This is a genomic window from Arthrobacter pityocampae (assembly GCF_002927275.1).
GTDB lineage: Bacteria > Actinomycetota > Actinomycetes > Actinomycetales > Micrococcaceae > Arthrobacter_D > Arthrobacter_D pityocampae.
This window is the reverse complement of sequence record NZ_PRKW01000005.1, coordinates 91,602-112,606: the sequence shown is the minus strand read 5'-3', so window position 1 is coordinate 112,606 and position 21,005 is coordinate 91,602. Positions and strand designations below refer to the sequence as shown.

Sequence of the window (21,005 nt, the reverse complement as noted above, 5' to 3'; positions counted from 1 at the left end):
TGGAACGGGCTGTTTCCGGGTCACCGGGGTGTTGGGTTCGATGCTTTCATCCCGTCCGAAGGAGCACGTCCATGATTCCTGACGCCCTCACGCAGGGCCAATTCGACACGGTCTACAACTTCCTGTCGCTCGTCATCGCGGCCCAGTTGTTCACCGCGATCTTCTTGATACTCGCACTCCAGCGGGTTCTGCCCCGGTACCGGCAGGCACTGATCATCGCGGCAGTGGTCTGCGGGATCGCGGCGTACCACTACTTCCGCATCTTCGATTCGTTCAAGGAGGCCTTCGTCACAGAGGCCGTCGGCGGCCGCGGTGAGTACGTCCAGGCGGCCGGGGCATCGTTCAACGAGGGGTACCGGTACGTCGACTGGCTGCTGACCGTGCCGCTCCTGCTGGTGGAGCTCATCGCCGTGCTCGCGCTGGCCAAGGCGGTGCAGTCGGCCTTGCTGTGGAAGCTGATCCCGGCGGCCACCCTGATGATCGTTCTCGGTTACCCCGGGGAGATCAGCACGGATGACGGCACCCGCCTGCTGTGGGGCGTGCTGTCGACCATCCCGTTCCTGTACATCCTGTACGTGCTGTTCGTGGAACTGACGAAGTCCCTGGACCGGCAGCCTCCGGGCGTCAGGAACCTGATCAGCCAGTTGCGGATCCTGCTCCTGATCAGCTGGCTCGTCTACCCGGTGGCCTATGCCCTGCCCCTGCTGGGCATCTCCGGTCCGGACGCCTGGGTCCTCAAGCAGGCCGGCTACTCCCTCGCGGATATCGCGGCGAAGGCGGTCTACGGGCTCATCATCTACCGGCTCGCCAAGCTGAAGTCATACGCGGACGATCCGGCGTTCGCCGCGATCGAACGGGGCTTCGACGAGGACGACGCTCTCCAGCCCGGCCGGCGCAGCGCGGCCGCGGAGCCGGCAGGGGGTCCGAGGCGGGTCACGGACGAAGCGGCCTGACCGCGGGATCCATCAGCTCGACGGCCCGACCGGGAGTTCCCGGTCGGGTCTGCTGCGTGAGGGCTCAGTAGAGTGGGGACAATGACCGCGCCCTTCACCATCCGCCCCGCCCGCACCTCGGACGTCCCCGCCATCAAGGCACTCGTCGAGCCGCTCGCCGAGGAACGCATCCTGATGGCCAAGGAGACGGTGGCGTACTACGAGGGCCTGCCGGAGTTCCGGATCGCGGAGTCCGACGACGGCGAGGTGCTCGGCTGTGGGGCCCTGCACATCATGTGGGAGGACCTCGCGGAGGTGCGCACGCTGGTGACCTCCTCGGCCGCCCGCGGACGGGGCGTGGGGCACGCCCTGGTGGAGCAGCTGCTCGAAGAGGCCCGTGCGTTCGGTGTGAGCCGGGTCTTCTGCCTGACGTTCGAGGTGGGGTTCTTCCGCCGGCACGGGTTCGAGGTCATGGCCGACCAGTCCGCGGTGGATCCGCGGGTCTACTCCGAGCTCCTCCGGTCCCACGACGAGGGCGTCGCCGAGTTCCTCGACCTCGCCCGGGTCAAACCGAACACGCTCGGCAACACCCGCATGATCAGGGAACTGTGACCCGCCGGAGGTTCTGCTGGCCATCCGCCCGCCCGCGGGGATATGGTAAGACAGCTTAGCGTTCCTCAGGGATGCAGCGCAGGCCACTGGAACAGGTGGCCGTACACCGAGTTGAAGGAGGTCCTCACTATGGGACTGGATGACAAGATCGGGAACAAGGGCCAGGATCTCGGCGGCAAGGTCAAGGAAGGCCTGGGCAAGGCGACCGGCAACGAGAACATGGAAGCCGAGGGCCACAAGGACCAGGCCAGCTCGAGCCTCAAGGACGCCGGCGAGAACGTCAAGGACGCGTTCAAGCGCGACTGATGCAGCACGGACCGTCCCACCGGGCGGTCGACCACCTGAGGGAGGGAGCCCGTCCGGGCCCCTCCCTCAGGCGTTGGACGGGCCGGAACGCGCTGCTCCGGCCTATAGGCAGGGGCAGGAACGGGCGGTAACGTTCACAGTGGCCAGGGTGGTCCAGATGAGGCGGGCTGCAGGCTGTCAGATGTCCGTTCGCAGTCAAGGAGCAGCGCCATGAAGAAGCTCATCAATGACCCCAAAGCCGTGGTCGACGAGTCGGTCGAAGGATTCGGTATCGCGCACGCCGATCTCGTGACCGTCCACCCCGATCCCCTCTTCATCACCCGCAAGGACGCCCCCGTCCAGGGCAAGGTCGGCCTGGTCTCCGGGGGAGGCAGCGGCCACGAGCCGCTCCACGCCGGGTTCGTGGGCCGTGGAATGCTCGACGCCGCCGTCCCGGGCGCCGTCTTCACCTCCCCCACACCCGACCAGATCATCCCGGCGACCACCGCCGTCGACGGCGGTGCGGGCGTCCTGCACATCGTGAAGAACTACACCGGGGACGTCCTCAACTTCGAGACGGCGGCGGAGATGGCCGAGGCGGAGGGCGTCACCGTGCGGTCCGTGCTCGTGAACGACGACGTCGCCGTCGAGGATTCGCTGTACACGGCGGGCCGGCGCGGCGTCGGGGGCACGGTCCTCGTCGAGCGGATCGCCGGGGCGGCCGCGGAGCGCGGGGACGATCTCGACGGCGTGACCGCGGTGGCGCAGCGCGTCATCGACAACGTCCGGTCCATGGGTGTGGCCCTTGCCGCGTGCACCGTCCCGCACGCCGGCGTGCCGAGCTTCGAGCTCACCGACGAGGAGATCGAGATCGGGATCGGCATCCACGGGGAGCCCGGACGGCACCGGATCGCGATGGAGAACGCCGACGGCATCACGCAGCGCCTCCTGGACCCCATCCTCGCGGACCTGAAGCTGACGTCCGGCGACCGCACCATCGTGATGGTGAACGGCATGGGCGGGACGCCCGCCAGTGAGCTGTACATCATGTTCCGGAAGGTCGCGCAGCTGTTCGACGGGCTCGGCGTGAGTATCGAGCGCTCCCTTGTCGGCAACTACATCACGGCGCTCGAGATGCAGGGGGCGTCGCTGACCGTCCTGCGGGCCGACGACGAGATGCTCGGCCTCTGGGACTCACCCGTGCACACCGCCGCGCTGCGCTGGGGGGCATGAGGATGACGCAGCCCCTGGACGCCCGGTGGGCCGTCCTGTGGATCCACGAGGCGGCCCGCGTCGTCGCCGAGAATCGCGCGCGCCTGATCGAACTCGATCGGGCCATCGGCGACGCCGACCACGGGGAGAACATGGACCGGGGCTTCAGCGCCGCCGTCGCCAAACTCGACGCGGGGGAGGCCCCCGGCACGCCGGCGGCGGTGCTCAAGCAGGTCGCCATGACGCTGATGTCCACCGTCGGGGGAGCCGCCGGGCCCTTGTACGGGACGGCGTTCCTGCGGGCCGCGACCTTCCTGGGGGACGCCGAGGAGATCGACGCCGCGGCGGCCGCCGGGATGATCGGGGCTGCGCGCGACGGCATCGTGGCGCGCGGGAAGGCGGAGTCCGGGGACAAGACGATGGTCGACGCCTGGACCCCCGCCACCGATGCCGCCGCAACCGCGACGCAGTCCGGGGCGAATGCGTCCGAGGTCCTGGCGGCGGCCGCCGCCGCAGCACGGGACGGAGCCGTCGCGACGGAACCGCTGATCGCCCGGAAGGGCCGGGCCAGCTACCTCGGGGAACGCAGTGCCGGGCACCGGGATCCGGGGGCGGAGTCGACGGCCCTCATCCTGCAGGTCGCCGCCGAGACCGCCGGGGGACGGGTGGCATGAGCGTAGGCCTCGTCATCGTGTCGCACAGCGAGAAGATCGCGGAGGGGGTCGTCGAACTCGCCGCCCAGATGGCGCCCGACGTCGTCCTGGCGGCCGCAGGGGGAACGGGTGACGGCACCGGGCCCGCACGGATCGGCACGAGCTTCGACCGAGTGCAGGCGGCGATCGAGCGGGCGGACGGCGGCGACGGCGTCGTCGTCCTCACCGACCTCGGATCGGCCGTCATGACGGCCGAGATGGTGCTCGAGTTCCTCGACCCCGGGGCGCGGGAGCGGGTGCGCCTCGCGCAGGCGGCCCTCGTGGAGGGCGCCGTCGCCGCCGCGGTGCAGGCGCAGGGCGGATCCCCCCTCGCCGACGTCGTGCGGGCAGCCGAGGGTGCCGTCGTCTCCCTCCGGCCCGAGGAGTTCGAGCCCTTCGTGACGCACGCCGCGGCGGCGCCCGGGGCGGAGCCCGCCCCGTCGTCGGCGGGGTCCGGGACGGAGGGGGAGCCGGGGTCGACGGTCCGCGGCTCCTGGACACTGCCGAACCAGATGGGCCTCCATGCCCGACCGGCGGCCACGCTCGCCACCGGCCTCACGGACCTCGACGCGGAGGTCACCGTGAACGGCGTCGACGGGAAGTCGGTCATGCTCCTGATGAGCCTCGGGCTCGGCCAGGGCCGCACGGTCACGGTCGAGGCCGTCGGCCCCGACGCGCAGGCGGCCGTGGACTTCGTGGGCCGGGAGGTCGAGGCGGGATTCGGCGAGCCGGCCTGATGCCGGCTCAGGTGCCGCGCCCGCGACGGGGTCTCCTAGCCGGGCAGCCTGATCCCGTGGTCGAGTTCCTCGGCGAGGCCGTCGGAGAGGAGGCCCTCGAGGGCTCGTTCGAGCTGCTCCGTCGGTGCCCGCAGCCCGTGCAGTGCCGCCAGGGGACCCGGCAGGACGACGGCGACGCCGTCGTCGGACGCCCCCATCCCCAGGTCCACGGGGGCGTTCAGGAGGAGGGACCGCGGGACCGGCGCGTCGGCGTGCCGCAGGACGGCGACGATAGCGCCGCGCACCTGCCGGTCCGTCCCGGCCCAGGCCTGGCCCTTCGGCACGTACTCCGGGTCGGGCCGTCCCGCGGCCACCCAGGCGCAGGCGTCCAGGACGGGACAGGCGTCGCACTGTGGGGCCCGGGCGGTGCAGACGACGGCCCCGAGTTCCATGACCGCGGCGTTCCACCGGACGGAGAGTGCGTCCTCCCGGGGCAGGAGTGCCACGGCGCGCTTCGTCTCCGCTGCCGTCAGGGCCGGGGCAGGCAGTGCGCTGCCCCCGAAGAGGCGCGCGTGGACGCGGCGGATGTTCGTGTCGACGACGGTCTCCCGTCGGCCGAAGGCGAAGGCTGCCACCGCGGCCGCGGTGTAGGTGCCCACCCCGGGCAGGGCCAGGAGGTCGTCGTAGGTCGAGGGGACCTTGCCGTCGTGACGCTCGAGGATAGCGGTGGCCGCCGCGTGGAGGCGCAGGGCGCGGCGGGGGTAGCCGAGGCGTCCCCAGTGCCGGACGGCGCTGCCCGCGGGTTCCGCGGCGAGGTCCGCGGGGGAGGGCCAGCGGTCGAGCCACTCGTGCCAGACCGGGAGGACCCGGACCACCGGGGTCTGCTGCAGCATCACCTCGCTGACGAGGACGCCCCACGGGGAGCAGCGGGCGTCCCGCCACGGAAGATCCCGCGCCGACCGGGTGAACCAGTCGGTCACCCGGCCGTGCAGGTCGGTCAGGGCGGGCTCAGGGGTGCCGAGGGTGTCCGGCGTTCGCGCAGGACCGGCTGACGCCGCACTGCCGGGGTTCATGGATGCTCCTGGGGGTCTTGTCCTGACTACTCTATCCACGGCCGGGTTGCCCGGGAGAACGGCGGACCCCCTAGCCTTGATGGATGGCATCCAGGGAACAGGGCACGGGACCGACAGGCGGTGGCGGGCGGCGGCCCAGCGCCGTCGTGTACCGGCGACGCCGCCTGGCGGTGGCCGTCCTGGGGCTGCTCGTCCTGGTGGCACTCGCCGTCGGGGGTGCTGCGATGGCGGGGCTCTTCGGAGGGCAGGACGGCGCGGGTGATTCGTCCGCGGCCGCGTCGACGGCCCCGGGCCTCTCGGCGAGCCGGACGCCCCCGAGCGCGAGTGCGGCCCCGAGCGCGACTCCGAGTTCGACCGCGACCGCGACGTCGACCGCCGCGCCCGGCGCGAGCCCGTCGTCGTCGGGCAGGTGCGATCCCGCCGCCGTGGTGGTCGTCGCCGCGACCGACGAGCGCACCTACTCCCCGGACGAGACCCCGGTCCTGTCCCTGATCATCCGCAACAGCGGGACGGCGCCGTGCACCGTGAACGTGGGGACCTCGCAGATGGAGTTCGTCCTCACCCGGGGCGCCGACCGCGTGTTCTCGTCGGTCGACTGCCAGGAGTCCTCGGAGGATCTCGACCGCGTCATCGAGCCGAAGGGTGAGGAGCGGGCGACATTCGAGTGGGCGCGCAACCGCACGGTGCCCGGGTGCACCGTCGTGGACGGGGAGCCGGAGACCGGGGAGTACACACTGACAGCCCGGCTGGGTGCGAGGAGCAGTGCGCCGGTGACATTCACGCTGCAGTAGGCGGCGTCGGGTGCGGCGGACCTACATGAAGCGGTCGAGGAGGCTCGTCTCGGCGATGCGCGACAACCCCTCGCGGACCGTCCGTGCGCGCTGCTCGCCGATGCCGTCGACCGCCATGAGGTCCTCGATGTTGGCGGCCATGAGGTTCTGCAGTCCGTCGAAGTGCTCCACCAGCCGGTTCGCCACGGCCGGCGGCATGGCCTTGATGCCGGAGAGCAGGCGGTAGCCCTTCGGCTGGATGACGGCCTCCAGCGAGTCCAGAGACGGGTTGAAGCCCAGAACGCTGGCGATGGTTCCGAGGTCGATGAGGTCCGTCGAGCTGAAGCCCTGCAGCGTCGCCACGCGTTCCTCGACCGGCGCGGTGCTGTTGCCGAGGTCCATGTAGTCGCGCAGCACCATCTCGCTGCCCGGGCCGAGGCCCGTGGTGAGCTCCTCCACCTGCAGCGAGAGCAGGCGGCCGTCGACGCCGAGCTCCAGCACGTACTGCGAGATCTCCTCGGAGATCCTGCGCACCATCTCCTGGCGCTGCAGGGTCACGGCGACGTCGCGGACCGTGACCATCGCCTCGATCTCGAGGGCGGACAGCGAGTTGGTGACCTGGTCGAGCCGCGCGCGGTACCGCTCGAGGGTGGCCAGCGCCTGATTGGCCCGGGCGAGCACCGGCTCGGAGCCCTCGAGGACATGCCGGAGGCCGTCGATGTACAGGGCGATGATCTGCATCGACTGGCTGACGCTGATCACGGGAAGGCCGGTCTGCTTCGCGACCCGCTCCGCGGTGCGGTGGCGCGTCCCGGATTCCCGCGTCTCGATGGTGTGGTCGGGGACCAGCTGCACGGCGGCGCGGAGGATCCTGCTCGCGTCCTTGTCGCAGACGATCGCGCCGTCCATCTTCGCGAGTTCGCGCAGGCCCGTGGGCGAGAACTCGATCCCGAGGTCGAACCCGCCGGAACAGATGGAATCCACCGTGCGGTCGAAGCCGAGGACGATCAGCGCGCCGGTCCGTCCCCTCAGGATCCGCTCGAGACCGTCGCGCAGCTGCGTGCCCGGGGCTACTCTGGCGAGGGTGGCTTTGAGCGCGTCCTCCGGACTGCGAACCATGGCCCCACCCTTTCACTGACCGCGCGTTTTCGGGCCCGGCGCAGTCGGGCGGTCGCCGTCGTACCTCGGACGGCGGGCAGCGGCTCCCGGCGTAAGGCAGGGGCCCGCACCTAATACTACTGGCGTGCACGAAATCGTCGGTACCCTCGGGGTTGCAGGCCGTCACACCCGCCTGCAGCACCCACCCGCCGCGCCACCGGGACGGCGGCCTCAGAACAGCAGCGCCAGGGCCTCCGCGAGCGTGGAGACCTCCCGCACCGAGAAGCCCTTCGGCACCGGCCCCGTCCCGGCGGGGGAGGCGGGGACGATCGCATGGGTGAAGCCGAGGCGCTGCGCCTCCTGGATGCGCCGCCCGATACCCGGGACCGGGCGCACCTCGCCGGCGAGCCCCACCTCGCCGAACGCCACGAGCCGTGCGGCCAGCGGCTGGTCGGTCTTCGCGGAGGCGATCGCCAGGGCGACGGCGAGATCGGTGGCCGGCTCGGTCAGCCGGACCCCTCCGACCGTCGCGACGTAGCTGTCGTCCTTGTGCAGGCTGACCGACGCGCGGCTCTGCAGCACGGCCAGCAGCATTGCGACGCGGGAGCTGTCGAGCCCGCTGGTGGCCCGCCTCGGTTGGGAGTTCGGCGATTCCGCGAGCAGGGCCTGGACCTCCGCCAGGAGGGGGCGCCGCCCTTCCAGCGTCACGGTGATGCACGTTCCCGACACCGGGTCCTTGGTGCGGGACACGAAGAGGCCGCTGGGGTCGGCCAGCCCCTCGATGCCGCTGTCCGTCAGGTCGAAGCAGCCCACCTCGTCCGTGGGCCCGTACCGGTTCTTCACCGCGCGCAGGAGGCGGAGGCGGGAATGGCGTTCGCCCTCGAACTGGCACACGACGTCGACGAGGTGCTCGAGGAGCCGCGGTCCGGCGATGGAGCCGTCCTTCGTGACGTGCCCCACGAGCAGCGTGGTCATGCCCCGCGCCTTCGCCGCCCCGATGAGCGACGCCGCGACTTCCCGCACCTGCGTCACCCCGCCGGCGCTGCCGTCCACCGCGGCGCTGCTGAGCGTCTGCACGGAGTCGACGACGAGCAGCGCCGGGTCCACCTTCTCCACCTGACCGAGCGCCTGGCCGAGGTCCGTCTCCGCGCTCAGGTACAGGGAGTCGGCGACGGCGTCGATCCGGTCCGCCCGCAGCTTCACCTGGGCGGCCGACTCCTCACCGGTCACGTAGAGGACGTTCTTGCCGAGCCGTGCCACCCGGGCGGCGACGTCGAGGAGGAGGGTGGACTTGCCGACGCCCGGTTCGCCGGCGAGAAGGATCACGGCGCCGGGCACCAGCCCGCCGCCGAGGACGCGGTCGAGTTCGTCGATCCGGGTGGGCTGGTATCCGGAGAGCGTCGCGTCGACGTCGGCGATCCGCCGGGCCGGCGTCGTGACCGCCGTGGCGGCCGTGGTGCGCGCGAGGACCTGCCCGGTCTCCTCGACGGTGCCCCACGCCTGGCACTCGCCGCAGCGGCCCACCCACTTCGCGGTGGTCCACCCGCATTCGGCGCAGCGGTAACCGGGGGTGTTGTTGCGGCCCGCGCGAGCGGCGGGGGAGGTCTTCGTGGCCATGGTTTCAGGCTACCGGCGGCCACCGACAGCACCGACAGCATCGGCCACGCGTGCCGTTGCCTAGAGCCGCGGCAGGTAGTCCGAGGCGTCGTCGTGCGCGAGGCCCGTGGCGGTGAGCAGGTCCACGACGAGTGGCCGGAGGAGGAGGACGAGGCCCTCGCCCTCGAGCCGGCTGATGTGGAGGGTCCTCGGATGGAGGTCCGTCGCGACGGCCGCCAGCTCGTTGCGTGCCTGCCGCAGGTTCAGGCGCCGCTCCGCGGAATCACCGGCCGACAGGGCCCGGCTCAGCACGTCGACGGCGTCGGCCGTGTCCTCGAGGGACTGGCTCAGGGTCTCGATCGCCTCGTCGGTGAGTGCCGCATGGTTGATGACGGAGCTCAGGCGGCGGGAGAACACGCGGCTGTTGCGGATGGCGAGGTCGATCGAGTCGATGGCGTTCCCCAGGGAGCCGAGCTCCTCGCGGTGTCGCCGGTGCGCGGGGGAGATGCGGGCGACCTCCTGGGCGGCCACCATGCTGCTGGTGAGGCCGTCGAGCTGCGCCTGGCAGTTCCGCGCGCGGATCAGCGCGTGCCACGCCAGGGTGGAATCGCTCGTCCGGAGGGCCGAGGCGCCGTCCCGGAGGACGCCTGAGAGCTCGTCCAGGAGCCCGCGCACGTTCGTCTTCGGCTCGCGGCGCGGGTCGCGGGGCAGGAACACGGTGATCACGAGGGCGAAGAGGCCGCCCACGATCGCGTCCGCACTCCGCGTGAACGGACCGCCCTCCGGTGCCGGGAGCAGCACCACCAGCAGGGATTGCAGCCCGAGCTGCGTCGTGAAGATCGTGCCGCTGTCCAGGAACCGCGCCAACAGGATGGATACGAACAGGACCAGGGCGGCCTGCCACAGGCCGGTGCCGAACAGGGCGAGCAGGAGGTCGCCCACGGCGATCCCGAGCGTGCAGCCGATCGCCACCTCCAGGACGCGGCGCAGGCGCGGATCCCGGGAGAAGCCCAGCGAGATCATCGAGGACGTCGCCGCGAACAGCGGCCCGTTATGACCCAGGACCTGCTCCGCGAAGGCGTAGGCGCCCACCGCGCAGATCGTCATCTGGAGGGCGGGGACCACGGAGTTGGCACTGCGCCGGAAGCCGATCCGGGAGCGCTTACGCAGGAAGGCCAGCGTGGTGGACACTCCCGGGCGCGGCGGCATGGACCCAGTCTAGGAGGTGCGTCATGAACTGGGACGCCCGTCCGGACCATGTCGACCCACCACCGTGCAACGGTGCCCCGTGGAATGGACCGGCGCTGTTCACCTTCCGTTAACGTTCGTTGGTCAGTCTCTTCACCTGTACTGCCTAGCTTCGAGATGTACAGCAGCACGTACATCTCTCGAGCGCCGTCCGCGCCTCGACGAATACCTCCCTGGAAGGGGCACAATCAAGTGAAGGCTCTTCGCTTCGGCCGCGCTGCGGCAGTCATCTCCGTAGCCGCGCTGGCGCTGACCGCATGTGGTTCCGACAACGCCACGGGCGAGCCCGCCGGCGAGGGACCCGCGTCCTCCGCCGCGGGCACGGCCGTCACCGGGACCCTGACCGGCATCGGCTCGTCCGCGCAGAACTCCGCGATGGAGGCCTGGAAGACCGGCTTCGAATCGGCCAACGAGGGCGCCATGGTGCAGTACTCCCCGGACGGATCCGGGGCGGGCCGCAAGGCCTTCCTGAGCGGTGGAGCCCAGTTCGCCGGCTCGGACGCCTACCTCGACGACGACGAGATGACCCAGGCGAAGGAGGTCTGCGGTCCGGACGGCGCCATCAACATCCCCGTCTACATCTCCCCGATCGCGATCGCCTTCAACCTCGAGGGCGTCACCGAGCTGAACCTCGATGCCCCGACCATCGCGAAGATCTTCACGAAGGAGATCACCACCTGGAACGATCCCGCGATCGCCTCCCAGAACGAGGGCGTCGAGCTTCCCGACACCCCCATCACCGTCGTCCACCGTTCGGACGACTCCGGCACCACCGAGAACTTCGTCGAGTACCTCTCCGCCGCGGCTCCCGAGGACTGGACCTACGAGGTCGACGGCGCCTGGCCCGCCGACCTGCAGTCCGAGAACGCCAAGGGCACCTCAGGCGTCGTCCAGACGGTCACCTCGACCGACGGCGCCATCACCTACGCGGATGCCTCCGCCGTCGGGGACCTCGGCAAGGCCAAGGTCAAGGTCGGCGAGGAGTACACCGAGATCAGCTCCGACGCGGCGGCCAAGGCCGTCGAGGTCGCCACCCCCGTCGAGGGCCGGTCCGCATCGGACATGTCCCTCGAACTCCAGCGTGACACCACCGAGTCCGGCGCCTACCCCGTCGTCCTCGTCAGCTACCACGTGTTCTGCACCTCCTACGACAGCCAGGAGACCGTCGACCTCGTGAAGGCGTTCGGGACCTACGTCGTCAGCGAGGCCGGGCAGGCGGAGGCCGAGGCCTCCGCGGGCAGCGCGCCGCTCTCGCCCACCCTGAGCGAGAAGGCGACGACCGCCATCGAGTCCATCGAGGTCGGCTCCTAACGAAGGCCTCCGGTCCCGTCTGGTCTAATGGAGACCGGGCGGGACCGTCCGCCGTTCACGGCTGGAACCAGCAGTGACGTCCCCTCCTCGGCCCGCACACCGGGCCGTCACTGCATCCGAAACGACCGCCTGGAAGGCAAAGACGTGTCAACCAATTCGCTGAAAGAGCCGACCGATCGGGGCCGCGCAGGCGACAAGATCTTCTCCGGCGTTTCCCTCGCCGCCGGCGTCCTGATCCTGGCAGTGCTCTTCAGCGTCGCAGTGTTCCTGCTCGTACAGGCCGCCCCGACGTTCACCGCCGACCCCACCGAGATCACGGGCGGCGAGGGCTTCGCCGCCTACATCGTCCCGATCATCATCGGTACGGTCATCGCCGCGACCATCGCGCTGGTGATCGCGACGCCCATCGCCATCGCCGTGGCCCTGTTCATCTCGCACTACGCCCCGCGCCGGCTCGCGCGGGCCTTCGGGTACGTCATCGACCTGCTCGCGGCGATCCCGTCGGTGATCTACGGCGCCTGGGGCTATATCGTCCTCGCGCCGCAGCTCGCCACCGTCTACGCCTGGCTCGCCGAGAACCTCGGCTGGATCCCGATCTTCACGGGGCCCGCCAGCCAGACCGGCAAGACGATGCTCACCGTCGGGATCGTGCTCGCGGTGATGGTCATCCCGATCATCACCTCCCTCAGCCGGGAGATCTTCCTGCAGACCCCGAGCCTCCACGAGGAGGCGGCGCTCGCGATGGGCGCCACCCGCTGGGAGATGGTCCGCATGGCGGTCCTGCCGTTCGCGCGGCCCGGCATCATCAGCGCCACGATGCTCGGCCTCGGCCGCGCGCTGGGGGAGACCATGGCCGTGGCGCTGGTCCTGTCGCCGGGCGCGCTCGTGGCCAGCCTCGTGAAGACGGGCAACCAGACCATCGCCGCCGAGATCGCCCTGAACTTCCCGGAGGCGTTCGGCCTGCGACTCAACGAACTCATCGCCGCGGGCCTCGTGCTCTTCGTGATCACGCTGATCGTCAACATGATCGCCCGGTTCATCATCACCCGGCACAAAGAATTCTCGGGAGCTAACTAATGGCAGCGAACCAGACGCTCCAGCGTCGTCAGTCCCAGCTCACGCGCGGACGCCTCCCTTCCTACGCGGTCTGGGTGGTCCTCGCGGCCTCCGTCGTCCTCGGTGCCGCGCTGTCCGCCCTGATCGGGTTCAGCGTCGTCGGCTGGGCCGTCATCACGGCCGTCGTCTTCGTCGTCACGGCCACCATCGTCACCGCGGTCGGCGAGGGTGAGCGCCGGGCCAAGGACCGCCTCGTCACGTTCCTCGTGTACGGGGCCTTCCTGCTGGCACTGCTCCCCCTCGTGTCGGTCCTCTGGACCGTCCTGGAGCGCGGCATCCCCGGCCTGAGCTACAACTTCCTGTTCACCTCGATGAACGGCGTGACCGGCGCCGTGGACAACGCGTCGGTCGAGAACGGCACGCCGGTCCTGGGCGGCGCCTACCACGCCGTGATCGGCACGCTGCTCATCACCTTCTGGGCCACCCTGATCTCCGTACCCATCGGCCTGCTCACCGCCGTCTACCTCGTCGAGTACGGGCAGGGCAATCGCCTCGCGCGGGCGATCACGTTCTTCGTGGACGTCATGACCGGCATCCCCTCCATCGTCGCCGGCCTGTTCGCCGCGGCCCTCTTCGCGCTCCTGTTCGGTCCGGGCACCCGCACCGGGTTCGTGGCCGCCGTCGCCCTCTCCGTCCTCATGATCCCGGTGGTGGTCCGCTCCACCGAGGAGATGCTGAAGATCGTGCCCAACGAGCTGCGGGAGGCCGCGTACGCGCTGGGTGTCCGCAAGTGGCGCACCATCACACGGGTGGTCATCCCGACGGCGATCTCCGGCATCGCCTCGGGCGTGACCCTGTCGATCGCCCGGGTCATCGGCGAGACCGCCCCGATCCTCGTGACCGCGGGGTTCGCGAGCTCCATCAACTGGAACGTGTTCAGTGGCTGGATGGGCACCCTCCCCACCTTCATCTACTACCAGATCCTCACGCCGACATCCCCGACGGCGCCCGATCCGAGTACCCAGCGCGCCTGGGCCGCGGCACTCCTGCTGATCCTCATGGTGATGCTGCTGAACCTCGGTGCCCGCCTCATCGCCAGCATGTTCGCCCCCAAGACCAGCCGCTGACCACGCGCGGCCACCGACCCGAAGGAACCCATGTCCAATCGCATCGACGTCAAGGACCTGAACGTCTACTACAGCAAGTTCCTTGCCGTGGAGGACGTCACCATCAACATCGACGCCCGCTCGGTGACGGCCTTCATCGGCCCCTCGGGCTGCGGCAAGTCCACGTTCCTCCGCACCCTCAACCGCATGCACGAGGTCATCCCCGGTGCGCGCGTCGAGGGTGAGGTGCTGCTCGACGGCGACAACCTGTACGACTCCGCCGTGGACCCGGTGACCGTACGCGGACGGATCGGCATGGTCTTCCAGCGCCCCAACCCGTTCCCCACGATGTCCATCCGCGACAACGTGCTGGCGGGCGTGAAGCTCAACGACAAGCGCATCAGCAAGTCCGACGCCGACGCCCTCGTGGAGAAGTCGCTGCGTGGCGCCAACCTGTGGAACGAGGTCAAGGACCGTCTGGCCCGCCCCGGATCGGGACTCTCCGGCGGGCAGCAGCAGCGCCTGTGCATCGCGCGGGCCATCGCGGTCTCGCCCCAGGTGATCCTGATGGACGAGCCGTGCTCGGCGCTGGACCCCATCTCCACGCTGGCCATCGAGGACCTCATCAACGAGCTCAAGGCCCAGTACACCGTGGTGATCGTCACCCACAACATGCAGCAGGCGGCGCGCGTGTCCGACAAGACGGCGTTCTTCAACATCGCCGGGACGGGCAAGCCGGGCAAGCTCATCGAGTACGACGAGACCACCACGATCTTCAACAACCCTTCCGTGAAGGCCACCGAGGACTACGTCTCAGGCCGCTTCGGGTAGGCACCCCGGACGGCAGGACGACGGCGGCTCCCGAGGGGGTCGCCGTCGTCGTCTCCGGCAACGGGCGATGCGGCCGTCCGTCGTCGATCTCGTCGTGCGGACCGCCGCGGCGGGCGTCCAGACCCGTGGGAACGTTACGCCGGGTTTGCGCGCCCGCCGCGGCGGCCCTCCCCGAAAGGCAGCCCTACAGGAGCGGACTCAGTGCCAGGAAGAAGACAGCCCCCAGGAGGGCGGTGGCCGGGGTCGTCCCGAGCCACACGACGAGGATCCTGACCACCCATGGGCGCTGCACGGAGGCGAACCGCTGGTTCGCGCCGGAGCCGACGATCGCCGCCGCCATTGTGTGCGTGCTCGAGAGCGGCATGTGCAGGGAGATGGCCCCGATGAACAGCATCGCCGAGCTCATTCCCTGCGCCGTCATGCCGCGCAGCGGGTCGATGTGCACCAGACGGCTGCCGAGGGTGTGGGTGATCCGCCATCCTCCGAAGAGGGAGCCCGCCGCCAGGAGCACGGCGGCGAACAGCTGGACCCACAGGGGCATCTCGGAGCCTGCCGCGTAACCCGAGCCGACCAGGGCCAGCAGGATGACCGCCATGGTCCGCTGCCCGTCCTGCAGTCCGTGACCCAGCGCGGAGGTCCCGGCCAGGACGGACTGCGCCATGCGGTTCCCGCGGTTCACCCTCGCAGGCGATCCGTGACGCAGCAGCCAGGTGGCGGGGAAGACCGCCGCGTAGGCGAGGAGGTAGGCGATGATCGGGGAGAGCACGAGGGGCACCGCGATCTGCAGCAGAAGCGCCTGCCCCGCCCCGCTCATCGCCGGCCCGTTCGTCAGCTGCGACGCGCCTCCCGCGCCGAGGATGCCCCCGAGCAGGGCGTGGGTCGACGACGACGGCATGCCGCGATACCAGGTGAGCACGCCCCAGAGGCAGGCGGCGAGCAGGGCCGCCATGAGGACGCCGAGCCCGGTCGGCCCGGAGGGGAGTCCGATGGCTGCTTCCGTGAAGAACAGCGCGAGCGCCGTGCTGAGCAGCGCCCCGACGAAATTGAAGAGCGCGGCGAGCAGGACGGCGACGGTGGGCGTGAGCGCCCGCGTGCGTACGGCGGCGGCCACCGAGTTGGACACGTCGTGGAAGCCGTTGAGGAAGGCGAAGCCGCCTGCGGCGATGACCACCGCGCCGAGGAGGAGCGGCTCCACCTACGATTCCTTGACGAGGATGCTGCCCACCTGGGTTGCCACCCGCCGGATGTCCCTGGCGACGTCGACGAGCTGGTTGGCGACGTCGCGGTGCCGCGCATAGACGAGCGCCTTGTGGTCGGCGAGGAGTTCGGCGCACCAGCTGCGGTGCGTCTTCTCCGCCCGCCGCGCCAACCGCAGGATCTCGATCCAGTACTCCTCGAGGTCGTCCATCGAGTTCAGGTGCTGCATGGCGACGGCGGTCAGTTCGGCCTGCCGGCTGATCACCTCGAGCTGATCCGCGGCCCGGTGGCTGAGCTTGCTCAGCTTGTACAGGGCGATCAGCTCGCCGGCGCCGTCGAGCTTCTCGATGGCCTCGTTGAGCAGGCGGGACAGGGCGTACAGGTCCTCGCGGGGCAGCGGGTTGATGAAGGAGGTCCGCATGGAGGTCAGGAGGGCGAAGTGCAGGTCCGTCGACGCCGACTCGTGCTGGTGGAGTTCCTCCGACAGGCGGTCGTACTCCTGGGTGGACGCCCCGAGGATGGCGGACATGGTCCCCACACCGAGCACGAGTTGCCGGGCCATGCGGGAGAGGAGTTCCAGCCCAGCATTCTCCTGCGGGAAGAGGCGTAGTTTCACGGAGTCTTCCTCAGAAGGACGCGGGCTGTCGGCAGACCGACAGCGGCCACGCGGGGTGCGGGAGGGCAGAGTAGTGGCGTCGAACCGGGAGCGCCTCTCGGCGGAAGGCCGCTCGAAGCGGCTGAGTGTTGAAGCCCGGGGGTTCCACGGTCCGACGCCGACTTAAGTCTTGCCTCCGCCGGTGTTGCTGTCAACATCGGTTCCGGAGCGGGACCTTCAGTCGAGTTCGCCGCGCCGCCAGGACGCCGCGGCGTGCTCCAGATCCTCGGCCGTCTTGATCAGCTGATGCGAGTTGCGGGTGAGTTTCGTGGCATGCGGGCCGTTGCCGGCCTCGGCGGCGTCGGCGTGGTTCGCCTGTCCCAGCGCGACGACGCGGCAGAACGCGGCGAAGCGTTCGAGCGCGACGTCGAACTCCCCCTCGAACGCCCCCGACAGGATGGTGTCGGCCATCGCGGCCATCTCCTCGGCACCCGGCGGCTCGGCGACGCCGGCCACGACCTTCGAGACCTGCGCGGCCTCCTTGCCGGAGGCGAAGTACGAGGCCATGCGCTCGGGGTTCTGCTGGGTGGCCGCGCGGAGCGCGTAGAGGCGCCACAGGGCACCCGGGAGGGACCGCGGCGGGCTCGCGGCCCACATCTCCGCAATGGCGTCCAGGCCCTGCTGGTCGGCGAGTTCGACGAGCCGGCGCGTCACGTCGGGATCGTCGGAGCCCCGACCGTGACGAACCAGGGCGTGAGCCGCCATATGGGCTGCCTCGGAGACCCTCGACGGGTCGATCCCCCCTGCGAACACCTCGAAGTCTGCAGGGGCGAATGGCTTCGGCTTGTGGGGCCGCGGGCTGTTGTTCGTGTATTCGCCGTCCATGGAACGAGGATACTCCTGGGCGATTTCAAGCAAGGCGGCGCGGCCCCGGAGCCGTCATCGGGGCGGGGACGATTGCGATAAAGTAGGCGGGTCGGTGCCCGACGACGGCATCCTGCGGATGCGGTCTCCCGGTGCATGGCACGGGCCCTTAGCTCAGTTGGCTAGAGCAACGGACTTTTAATCCGTGGGTCGTGGGTTCGAGCCCCACAGGGCCCACCAGCCACGACGAAGGGCCCCGGCGAGGCCGGGGCCCTTCGTCGTCTCCGCAACCCCTGCCAGGATCAGCCGGACAGGGCGTGGACCACGAAGGCGACGAGGAAGCCGAGGGCCGTGATGAGCCCGGTCAGCATGTGCTGCCGCTCGAAGGCTTCCGGGATCATCGTGTCGGCCACCATCGCGAGGATGGCGCCGGCGGCGATCGCCGTGATGAAGGCGATCGTGACCCCGGAGGCGCCCGCCAGCAGGGTGTAGCCCACCAGCGACGCGAGACCGGAGACGACGGCGATACCGCCCCACAGCCCGAAGACGTAGCGGGAACTGCGCCCGGAGCGCTTCATCCCGGCGGTGCTCGAGAGCCCTTCGGGGACGTTCGAGATGAAGATCGCGACCAGGACGGCGGGATTCACCGACCCGCCCCCCACGAGGCCGAGCCCGAGGACGACCGATTCCGGGATGCCGTCGAGCAGCGCCCCGAGCGCGATGGCGTTGCCGCTGCCCGACACCTCGGTCTCGGAGGGCTGCTGTCCGCCCGATCTCTTGCGGTGCCGGGCTCCCAGCCGGGCCAGTGCTCCGTTGGCGGCCACATAGACCAGCGCCCCGACGAGGAACCCGCTCATCGTCGGCACCAGCCCGCCGGTCTCCTGGGCCTCACCGACGAGCTCGAAGGCCAGCGCCGAGATGAGGACGCCGGCGCCGAAGGCCATCACGAAGGCCACCGCCTGCGGAGGCACCGTCCACCGCCACGCGATGGCGGACCCGATGAGCAGTGCCCCTCCGGCGATCGCCCCCCAGGCGAATGCCTGCATCCACAGCGGCACGAAACCCTCCTCCGACAGGCCGCCCCGATGACGCAGGGCGCCACAGGAAGCGGCGCGGGCGGACCTCTTCCAGCCTGCCACAGTCCGACGCCGCACCGTCCGGGGCACCGGGAAATCCCGCCCCGGACGGGGATTGACTCGGGGCGCCCGCTCGTTTGAACTGGTAGGAGCTAGTGCACGGTGGGTGCGCCGGGGGCCCGCCGAGCCGTACCGGAGAGGGATCCATGGACGCCGTCGCCCTGATGGGCAGCCTGGCCGCCTGTGCCACGATGGTCGGCGCCGCCGCACTGACCGCCTGGCGCATCGACGCCGTGTCCCAGCGGGGCGGTGAGACGGATGACCCCTTCTGGCTCGCCTTCGGCGGGGCCGTGGCCATCGTGGGGGCGGGCGTCGTCGCCGGAGCGCTCGGTGCGGCGTCGCTCGCGGTCGCGGTGGGCGTCGCCTCCTCCTCCGCCGCCGTCGCCTGGGTCTGGTACCGCCACGATCGGCGGCGCCGTCGCGCCGAAGAGTCCTCACGGGCCGCGGTGAGGGAGGCCCTGCAGCGCCGTCACGACGCCGTGCTGCGGCGCTGGGCGGACTACGACGTCGATCCCGGCAAGGCCGTCGACTACCCGGGCATGCACGATCCCGGGAACCCGGCCGTGCGCCCCGTGGTGCAGGCCGTCCGTCGTGCGAGCACGGCCTCCGACGCCGTGGCGTCCTCCCCGGCCGACGACGCCACGGCGGCACGGTATGCGGCCGCGGTGGCCGGTCTCGAGCAGGCGTTCGACGCCGCCGAGCACCATCTCGGCGCCCACGGGGCACCCCGCCGGGGGCGACACCGGGCCGGCCCGGGTCGCCCCTGAATCGTTACCTCCGGGTCTGCTCCCCGTCGCTTCCCGCCGTTAGGCTCTAGTTACCCGAGCGAACAGCCCGGGGCAGGGCGCGGCCGCGGGCGGCGTCATCCCCGACCCGAGGAGGGAAGCGATGCGACTCCTGGCACGCTGCGTGACCGGTCTGCTGACCGTCTCTCTCCTCGCGGTGCCCGCTCCCCTCGCCGTCGCGGGATCCACGGACGACGCGCTCGCCGTGGTCCCCGCCGGCCAGGGTGCCCGGCAGGAGGTCCGCTTCGCCACGTACAACGCGAGCCTGAACCGGTCCGCGGCCGGTGAGCTGGTGCGGGACCTGGGGACGCCCGACGACGCGCAGGCGAAATCCATCGCCGAGGTCCTCCAGATCACCCGCCCCGACGTGGTGCTCCTCAACGAGTTCGACTACGCCCCGGGGAACCGGGCCGCCGACCTGTTCAACCGGAACTACCTGTCGATCGGCCAGAACGGCAAGGCCCCGCTCGACTACCCCTACGTGTACACGGCGCCGTCGAACACGGGTGTCCCCAGCGGGCACGACCTCGACAACGACGGCTCCGTGGGCGGAGCGGGCGACGCTCTCGGGTTCGGCGCGTTCGAGGGCCAGTCCGGCATGGTCATCTACTCCCGGCACCCGATCCTCACGGAGTCGGCGCGGACCTTCCAGCGCTTCCTGTGGAAGGACATGCCCGGCGCGCTTCTTCCCGACAACCCGGTCACGGAGGCCCCTGAGGATTGGTACTCCAAGAGCGAGCTCGCCGCGCTCCCGCTCTCCAGCACCTCCCACTGGGACGTGCCGGTGAGCGTGGGAGGGAAGGCCGTCCACGTGCTGGCCAGCCATCCCACGCCCCCCGTCTCCGACGACGTGGAGGACCGCAACGGCAGGCGCAACAGCGACGAGATCCGCTTCTGGTCCGACTACGTCACCGGCGGGCCCGATGCCTCCTACATCCACGACGACGCCGGGGCGGTTGGGGGACTCCAGCGCGGCGAACGCTTCGTCGTGCTGGGGGACCTGGGTCGCGACCCGCTCGACGGCGATGCACGGGAAACGTCGATCGGCCGGTTGCTCGACAACAGGCTGGTGCAGGATCCGCTGCCGTCGTCGGACGGGGCCGGTGAGGCCTCAGCGCTCCAGGGCGGCGCGAACGCCGACCACCGGAGCGATCCCCGCCTCGACACCGCGGACGTCGAGGATCTCGACACCGGCAACATCCGCGCCGACTACGTCCTCCCGTCAAGCACACTGCAGGTCGCGGCAGCGGGCGTGTTCTGGCCGCGGGCAGGCATGCCGGGCTCGGAACTGACCGGGATCTTCCCCTTCCCCACGAGCGATCACCGCCTGGTCTTCGCCGACGTCACGCTGCACGGCCTCCGCCGACGCTAGGGACGCCGGACCGGATCGGTCCCTTGTCCCGTCGCGTCGGCCGGGTGTACGGTCGAGGGCATGAGGACACTTCTTTTCCAGTAGGTGAGCCGGCTTCGGTCGAGCTCCACGCCACTTGTCGATGACACTCTCCAAGGGCGCCCACTGAATGTGTCCGGTCCTCCCAGCACGGACGGCGCGGTCTTCCCGCGTCCCGTGTGTCGGCCTGTCCAGACGTGTTCCAGGGCCCCCGAACCTCGAAAGGAACACCATGACCGCCACACCCCGGAACCAACAGCCCTCGGACGCCGCGTCGTCCGCCACCGACAGGACCCCTGCCGCCCGGAAGCTGCAGGACGACCCCCGTGCGCAGCTCGCCCTGGCGAAGAAGAACCATGCCGCCAGCCCCACTGCGGCGACCGGCGCCGGCCACGCCAAGGCCGCGCACGAGAGCAGCAAGCAGGGGAAGAAGGAGAAGAAGGTCCGCTGGTAGGCCCGGCGCGGGCGGCTCCGGCCGTCCCGACGGGAACTGCCGGTCG

The 21,005-nt window shown here is 70.6% G+C and carries 22 protein-coding genes and 1 tRNA gene; 15 read left to right on the top strand and 8 right to left on the bottom strand.

What is annotated here, in order from left to right; translation table 11 throughout:
* The first annotated feature begins 71 nt into the window (after nucleotides 1–71).
* The 6 genes from C4K88_RS11980 (at nucleotide 72) to dhaM (ending at nucleotide 4,470) form a co-directional block, all read left to right on the top strand.
* The gene (locus tag C4K88_RS11980) at nucleotides 72–953 is read left to right on the top strand and encodes a bacteriorhodopsin-like (protein ID WP_104121870.1); all 882 of its coding nucleotides are present in this window, start codon (nucleotides 72–74) and stop codon (nucleotides 951–953) included.
* An 81-nt stretch (nucleotides 954–1,034) separates the two neighbouring features.
* Nucleotides 1,035–1,544: an amino-acid N-acetyltransferase gene (locus C4K88_RS11975; RefSeq protein ID WP_104121869.1), complete on the top strand. Its 510-nt coding sequence runs from the start codon at nucleotides 1,035–1,037 to the stop codon at nucleotides 1,542–1,544.
* A gap of 129 nt (nucleotides 1,545–1,673) precedes the next feature.
* Complete coding sequence (locus C4K88_RS11970) at nucleotides 1,674–1,850, top strand: CsbD family protein (RefSeq protein WP_104121868.1); 177 nt, start codon at nucleotides 1,674–1,676, stop codon at nucleotides 1,848–1,850.
* 210 nt (nucleotides 1,851–2,060) lie between these two features.
* Nucleotides 2,061–3,062, top strand: coding sequence for a dihydroxyacetone kinase subunit DhaK (dhaK, locus tag C4K88_RS11965; protein WP_104121867.1), 1,002 nt, complete (start codon nucleotides 2,061–2,063; stop codon nucleotides 3,060–3,062).
* 2 nt (nucleotides 3,063–3,064) lie between these two features.
* Entirely contained in the window at nucleotides 3,065–3,715 is a 651-nt protein-coding gene (gene dhaL / locus C4K88_RS11960; RefSeq protein ID WP_104121866.1) for a dihydroxyacetone kinase subunit DhaL, read from the top strand.
* Nucleotides 3,712–4,470, top strand: coding sequence for a dihydroxyacetone kinase phosphoryl donor subunit DhaM (dhaM, locus tag C4K88_RS11955; RefSeq protein ID WP_104121865.1), 759 nt, complete (start codon nucleotides 3,712–3,714; stop codon nucleotides 4,468–4,470). Before dhaL ends, dhaM begins: the two co-directional genes overlap by 4 nt.
* 35 nt (nucleotides 4,471–4,505) lie before the next feature.
* On the opposite strand, the gene C4K88_RS11950 is transcribed toward dhaM, so the two are convergent.
* Nucleotides 4,506–5,522 (bottom strand): HhH-GPD family protein, encoded by a 1,017-nt coding sequence (locus tag C4K88_RS11950; RefSeq protein WP_104121864.1) that lies wholly within the window; start codon nucleotides 5,520–5,522, stop codon nucleotides 4,506–4,508.
* Between the two features lie 83 nt (nucleotides 5,523–5,605).
* Between C4K88_RS11950 and C4K88_RS11945 the strand changes: the two genes are divergently transcribed.
* A complete protein-coding gene (locus C4K88_RS11945) occupies nucleotides 5,606–6,313 on the top strand; it encodes a hypothetical protein (protein ID WP_104121863.1) in 708 nt (235 codons plus the stop codon).
* 21 nt (nucleotides 6,314–6,334) lie between these two features.
* On the opposite strand, the gene disA is transcribed toward C4K88_RS11945, so the two are convergent.
* The 3 genes from disA to C4K88_RS11930 form a co-directional block, all read right to left on the bottom strand.
* Complete coding sequence (gene disA, locus C4K88_RS11940; RefSeq protein ID WP_104121862.1) at nucleotides 6,335–7,411, bottom strand: DNA integrity scanning diadenylate cyclase DisA; 1,077 nt, start codon at nucleotides 7,409–7,411, stop codon at nucleotides 6,335–6,337.
* 210 nt (nucleotides 7,412–7,621) lie between these two features.
* Nucleotides 7,622–9,007: a DNA repair protein RadA gene (gene radA, locus C4K88_RS11935; RefSeq protein WP_104121861.1), complete on the bottom strand. Its 1,386-nt coding sequence runs from the start codon at nucleotides 9,005–9,007 to the stop codon at nucleotides 7,622–7,624.
* Between the two features lie 60 nt (nucleotides 9,008–9,067).
* On the bottom strand, nucleotides 9,068–10,195 hold the full coding sequence (locus C4K88_RS11930; RefSeq protein ID WP_241521894.1) for an FUSC family protein: 1,128 nt from the start codon (nucleotides 10,193–10,195) through the stop codon (nucleotides 9,068–9,070).
* Between the two features lie 231 nt (nucleotides 10,196–10,426).
* On the opposite strand from C4K88_RS11930, the gene pstS reads away from it, so the two are divergent.
* From pstS to pstB, 4 genes are all read left to right on the top strand, one after another.
* Entirely contained in the window at nucleotides 10,427–11,545 is a 1,119-nt protein-coding gene (pstS, locus tag C4K88_RS11925; protein ID WP_104121860.1) for a phosphate ABC transporter substrate-binding protein PstS, read from the top strand.
* A gap of 144 nt (nucleotides 11,546–11,689) precedes the next feature.
* Nucleotides 11,690–12,622, top strand: coding sequence for a phosphate ABC transporter permease subunit PstC (gene pstC, locus C4K88_RS11920; RefSeq protein WP_241521893.1), 933 nt, complete (start codon nucleotides 11,690–11,692; stop codon nucleotides 12,620–12,622).
* Entirely contained in the window at nucleotides 12,622–13,728 is a 1,107-nt protein-coding gene (gene pstA, locus C4K88_RS11915; protein ID WP_104121858.1) for a phosphate ABC transporter permease PstA, read from the top strand. Before pstC ends, pstA begins: the two co-directional genes overlap by 1 nt.
* Before the next feature lie 30 nt (nucleotides 13,729–13,758).
* Entirely contained in the window at nucleotides 13,759–14,538 is a 780-nt protein-coding gene (gene pstB / locus C4K88_RS11910; protein ID WP_104121857.1) for a phosphate ABC transporter ATP-binding protein PstB, read from the top strand.
* Between the two features lie 184 nt (nucleotides 14,539–14,722).
* Here the strand turns inward: pstB and C4K88_RS11905 are convergent, their stop codons facing one another.
* From C4K88_RS11905 to C4K88_RS11895, 3 genes are all read right to left on the bottom strand, one after another.
* Nucleotides 14,723–15,733: an inorganic phosphate transporter gene (locus C4K88_RS11905; RefSeq protein ID WP_104121856.1), complete on the bottom strand. Its 1,011-nt coding sequence runs from the start codon at nucleotides 15,731–15,733 to the stop codon at nucleotides 14,723–14,725.
* The gene (locus C4K88_RS11900; RefSeq protein WP_104121855.1) at nucleotides 15,734–16,351 is read right to left on the bottom strand and encodes a DUF47 domain-containing protein; all 618 of its coding nucleotides are present in this window, start codon (nucleotides 16,349–16,351) and stop codon (nucleotides 15,734–15,736) included.
* Nucleotides 16,352–16,567: 216 nt separating this feature from the next.
* The gene (locus C4K88_RS11895) at nucleotides 16,568–17,215 is read right to left on the bottom strand and encodes a hypothetical protein (RefSeq protein WP_104121854.1); all 648 of its coding nucleotides are present in this window, start codon (nucleotides 17,213–17,215) and stop codon (nucleotides 16,568–16,570) included.
* 142 nt (nucleotides 17,216–17,357) lie between these two features.
* Here C4K88_RS11895 and C4K88_RS11890 point away from each other — a divergent pair.
* Nucleotides 17,358–17,434, top strand: a tRNA-Lys gene (locus C4K88_RS11890).
* A 62-nt stretch (nucleotides 17,435–17,496) separates the two neighbouring features.
* Here the strand turns inward: C4K88_RS11890 and C4K88_RS11885 are convergent.
* Nucleotides 17,497–18,252: a ZIP family metal transporter gene (locus tag C4K88_RS11885; RefSeq protein WP_104121853.1), complete on the bottom strand. Its 756-nt coding sequence runs from the start codon at nucleotides 18,250–18,252 to the stop codon at nucleotides 17,497–17,499.
* 224 nt (nucleotides 18,253–18,476) lie between these two features.
* Between C4K88_RS11885 and C4K88_RS11880 the strand changes: the two genes are divergently transcribed.
* The 3 genes from C4K88_RS11880 to C4K88_RS11870 all read left to right on the top strand — a co-directional run bounded on the left by C4K88_RS11880 (nucleotide 18,477) and on the right by C4K88_RS11870 (nucleotide 20,959).
* Entirely contained in the window at nucleotides 18,477–19,097 is a 621-nt protein-coding gene (locus C4K88_RS11880) for a hypothetical protein (protein ID WP_104121852.1), read from the top strand.
* A gap of 121 nt (nucleotides 19,098–19,218) precedes the next feature.
* Nucleotides 19,219–20,487, top strand: coding sequence for an endonuclease/exonuclease/phosphatase family protein (locus tag C4K88_RS11875; RefSeq protein WP_104121851.1), 1,269 nt, complete (start codon nucleotides 19,219–19,221; stop codon nucleotides 20,485–20,487).
* Nucleotides 20,488–20,737: 250 nt separating this feature from the next.
* Entirely contained in the window at nucleotides 20,738–20,959 is a 222-nt protein-coding gene (locus C4K88_RS11870) for a hypothetical protein (protein ID WP_104121850.1), read from the top strand.
* Nucleotides 20,960–21,005 lie beyond the last annotated feature (46 nt).

What these genes read in the sequence shown, in the direction of transcription:
- C4K88_RS11980 (WP_104121870.1), top strand. Translation starts at nt 72, where the DNA reads ATGATTCCTGACGCCCTCACGCAGGGCCAATTCGACACGGTCTACAAC.
- C4K88_RS11975 (WP_104121869.1), top strand. Translation starts at nt 1,035, where the DNA reads ATGACCGCGCCCTTCACCATCCGCCCCGCCCGCACCTCGGACGTCCCC.
- C4K88_RS11970 (WP_104121868.1), top strand. Translation starts at nt 1,674, where the DNA reads ATGGGACTGGATGACAAGATCGGGAACAAGGGCCAGGATCTCGGCGGC.
- dhaK (WP_104121867.1), top strand. Translation starts at nt 2,061, where the DNA reads ATGAAGAAGCTCATCAATGACCCCAAAGCCGTGGTCGACGAGTCGGTC.
- dhaL (WP_104121866.1), top strand. Translation starts at nt 3,065, where the DNA reads ATGACGCAGCCCCTGGACGCCCGGTGGGCCGTCCTGTGGATCCACGAG.
- dhaM (WP_104121865.1), top strand. Translation starts at nt 3,712, where the DNA reads ATGAGCGTAGGCCTCGTCATCGTGTCGCACAGCGAGAAGATCGCGGAG.
- C4K88_RS11950 (WP_104121864.1), bottom strand. Translation starts at nt 5,522, where the DNA reads ATGAACCCCGGCAGTGCGGCGTCAGCCGGTCCTGCGCGAACGCCGGAC.
- C4K88_RS11945 (WP_104121863.1), top strand. Translation starts at nt 5,606, where the DNA reads ATGGCATCCAGGGAACAGGGCACGGGACCGACAGGCGGTGGCGGGCGG.
- disA (WP_104121862.1), bottom strand. Translation starts at nt 7,411, where the DNA reads ATGGTTCGCAGTCCGGAGGACGCGCTCAAAGCCACCCTCGCCAGAGTA.
- radA (WP_104121861.1), bottom strand. Translation starts at nt 9,007, where the DNA reads ATGGCCACGAAGACCTCCCCCGCCGCTCGCGCGGGCCGCAACAACACC.
- C4K88_RS11930 (WP_241521894.1), bottom strand. Translation starts at nt 10,195, where the DNA reads ATGCCGCCGCGCCCGGGAGTGTCCACCACGCTGGCCTTCCTGCGTAAG.
- pstA (WP_104121858.1), top strand. Translation starts at nt 12,622, where the DNA reads ATGGCAGCGAACCAGACGCTCCAGCGTCGTCAGTCCCAGCTCACGCGC.
- pstB (WP_104121857.1), top strand. Translation starts at nt 13,759, where the DNA reads ATGTCCAATCGCATCGACGTCAAGGACCTGAACGTCTACTACAGCAAG.
- C4K88_RS11895 (WP_104121854.1), bottom strand. Translation starts at nt 17,215, where the DNA reads ATGGACGGCGAATACACGAACAACAGCCCGCGGCCCCACAAGCCGAAG.
- C4K88_RS11880 (WP_104121852.1), top strand. Translation starts at nt 18,477, where the DNA reads ATGGACGCCGTCGCCCTGATGGGCAGCCTGGCCGCCTGTGCCACGATG.
- C4K88_RS11875 (WP_104121851.1), top strand. Translation starts at nt 19,219, where the DNA reads ATGCGACTCCTGGCACGCTGCGTGACCGGTCTGCTGACCGTCTCTCTC.
- C4K88_RS11870 (WP_104121850.1), top strand. Translation starts at nt 20,738, where the DNA reads ATGACCGCCACACCCCGGAACCAACAGCCCTCGGACGCCGCGTCGTCC.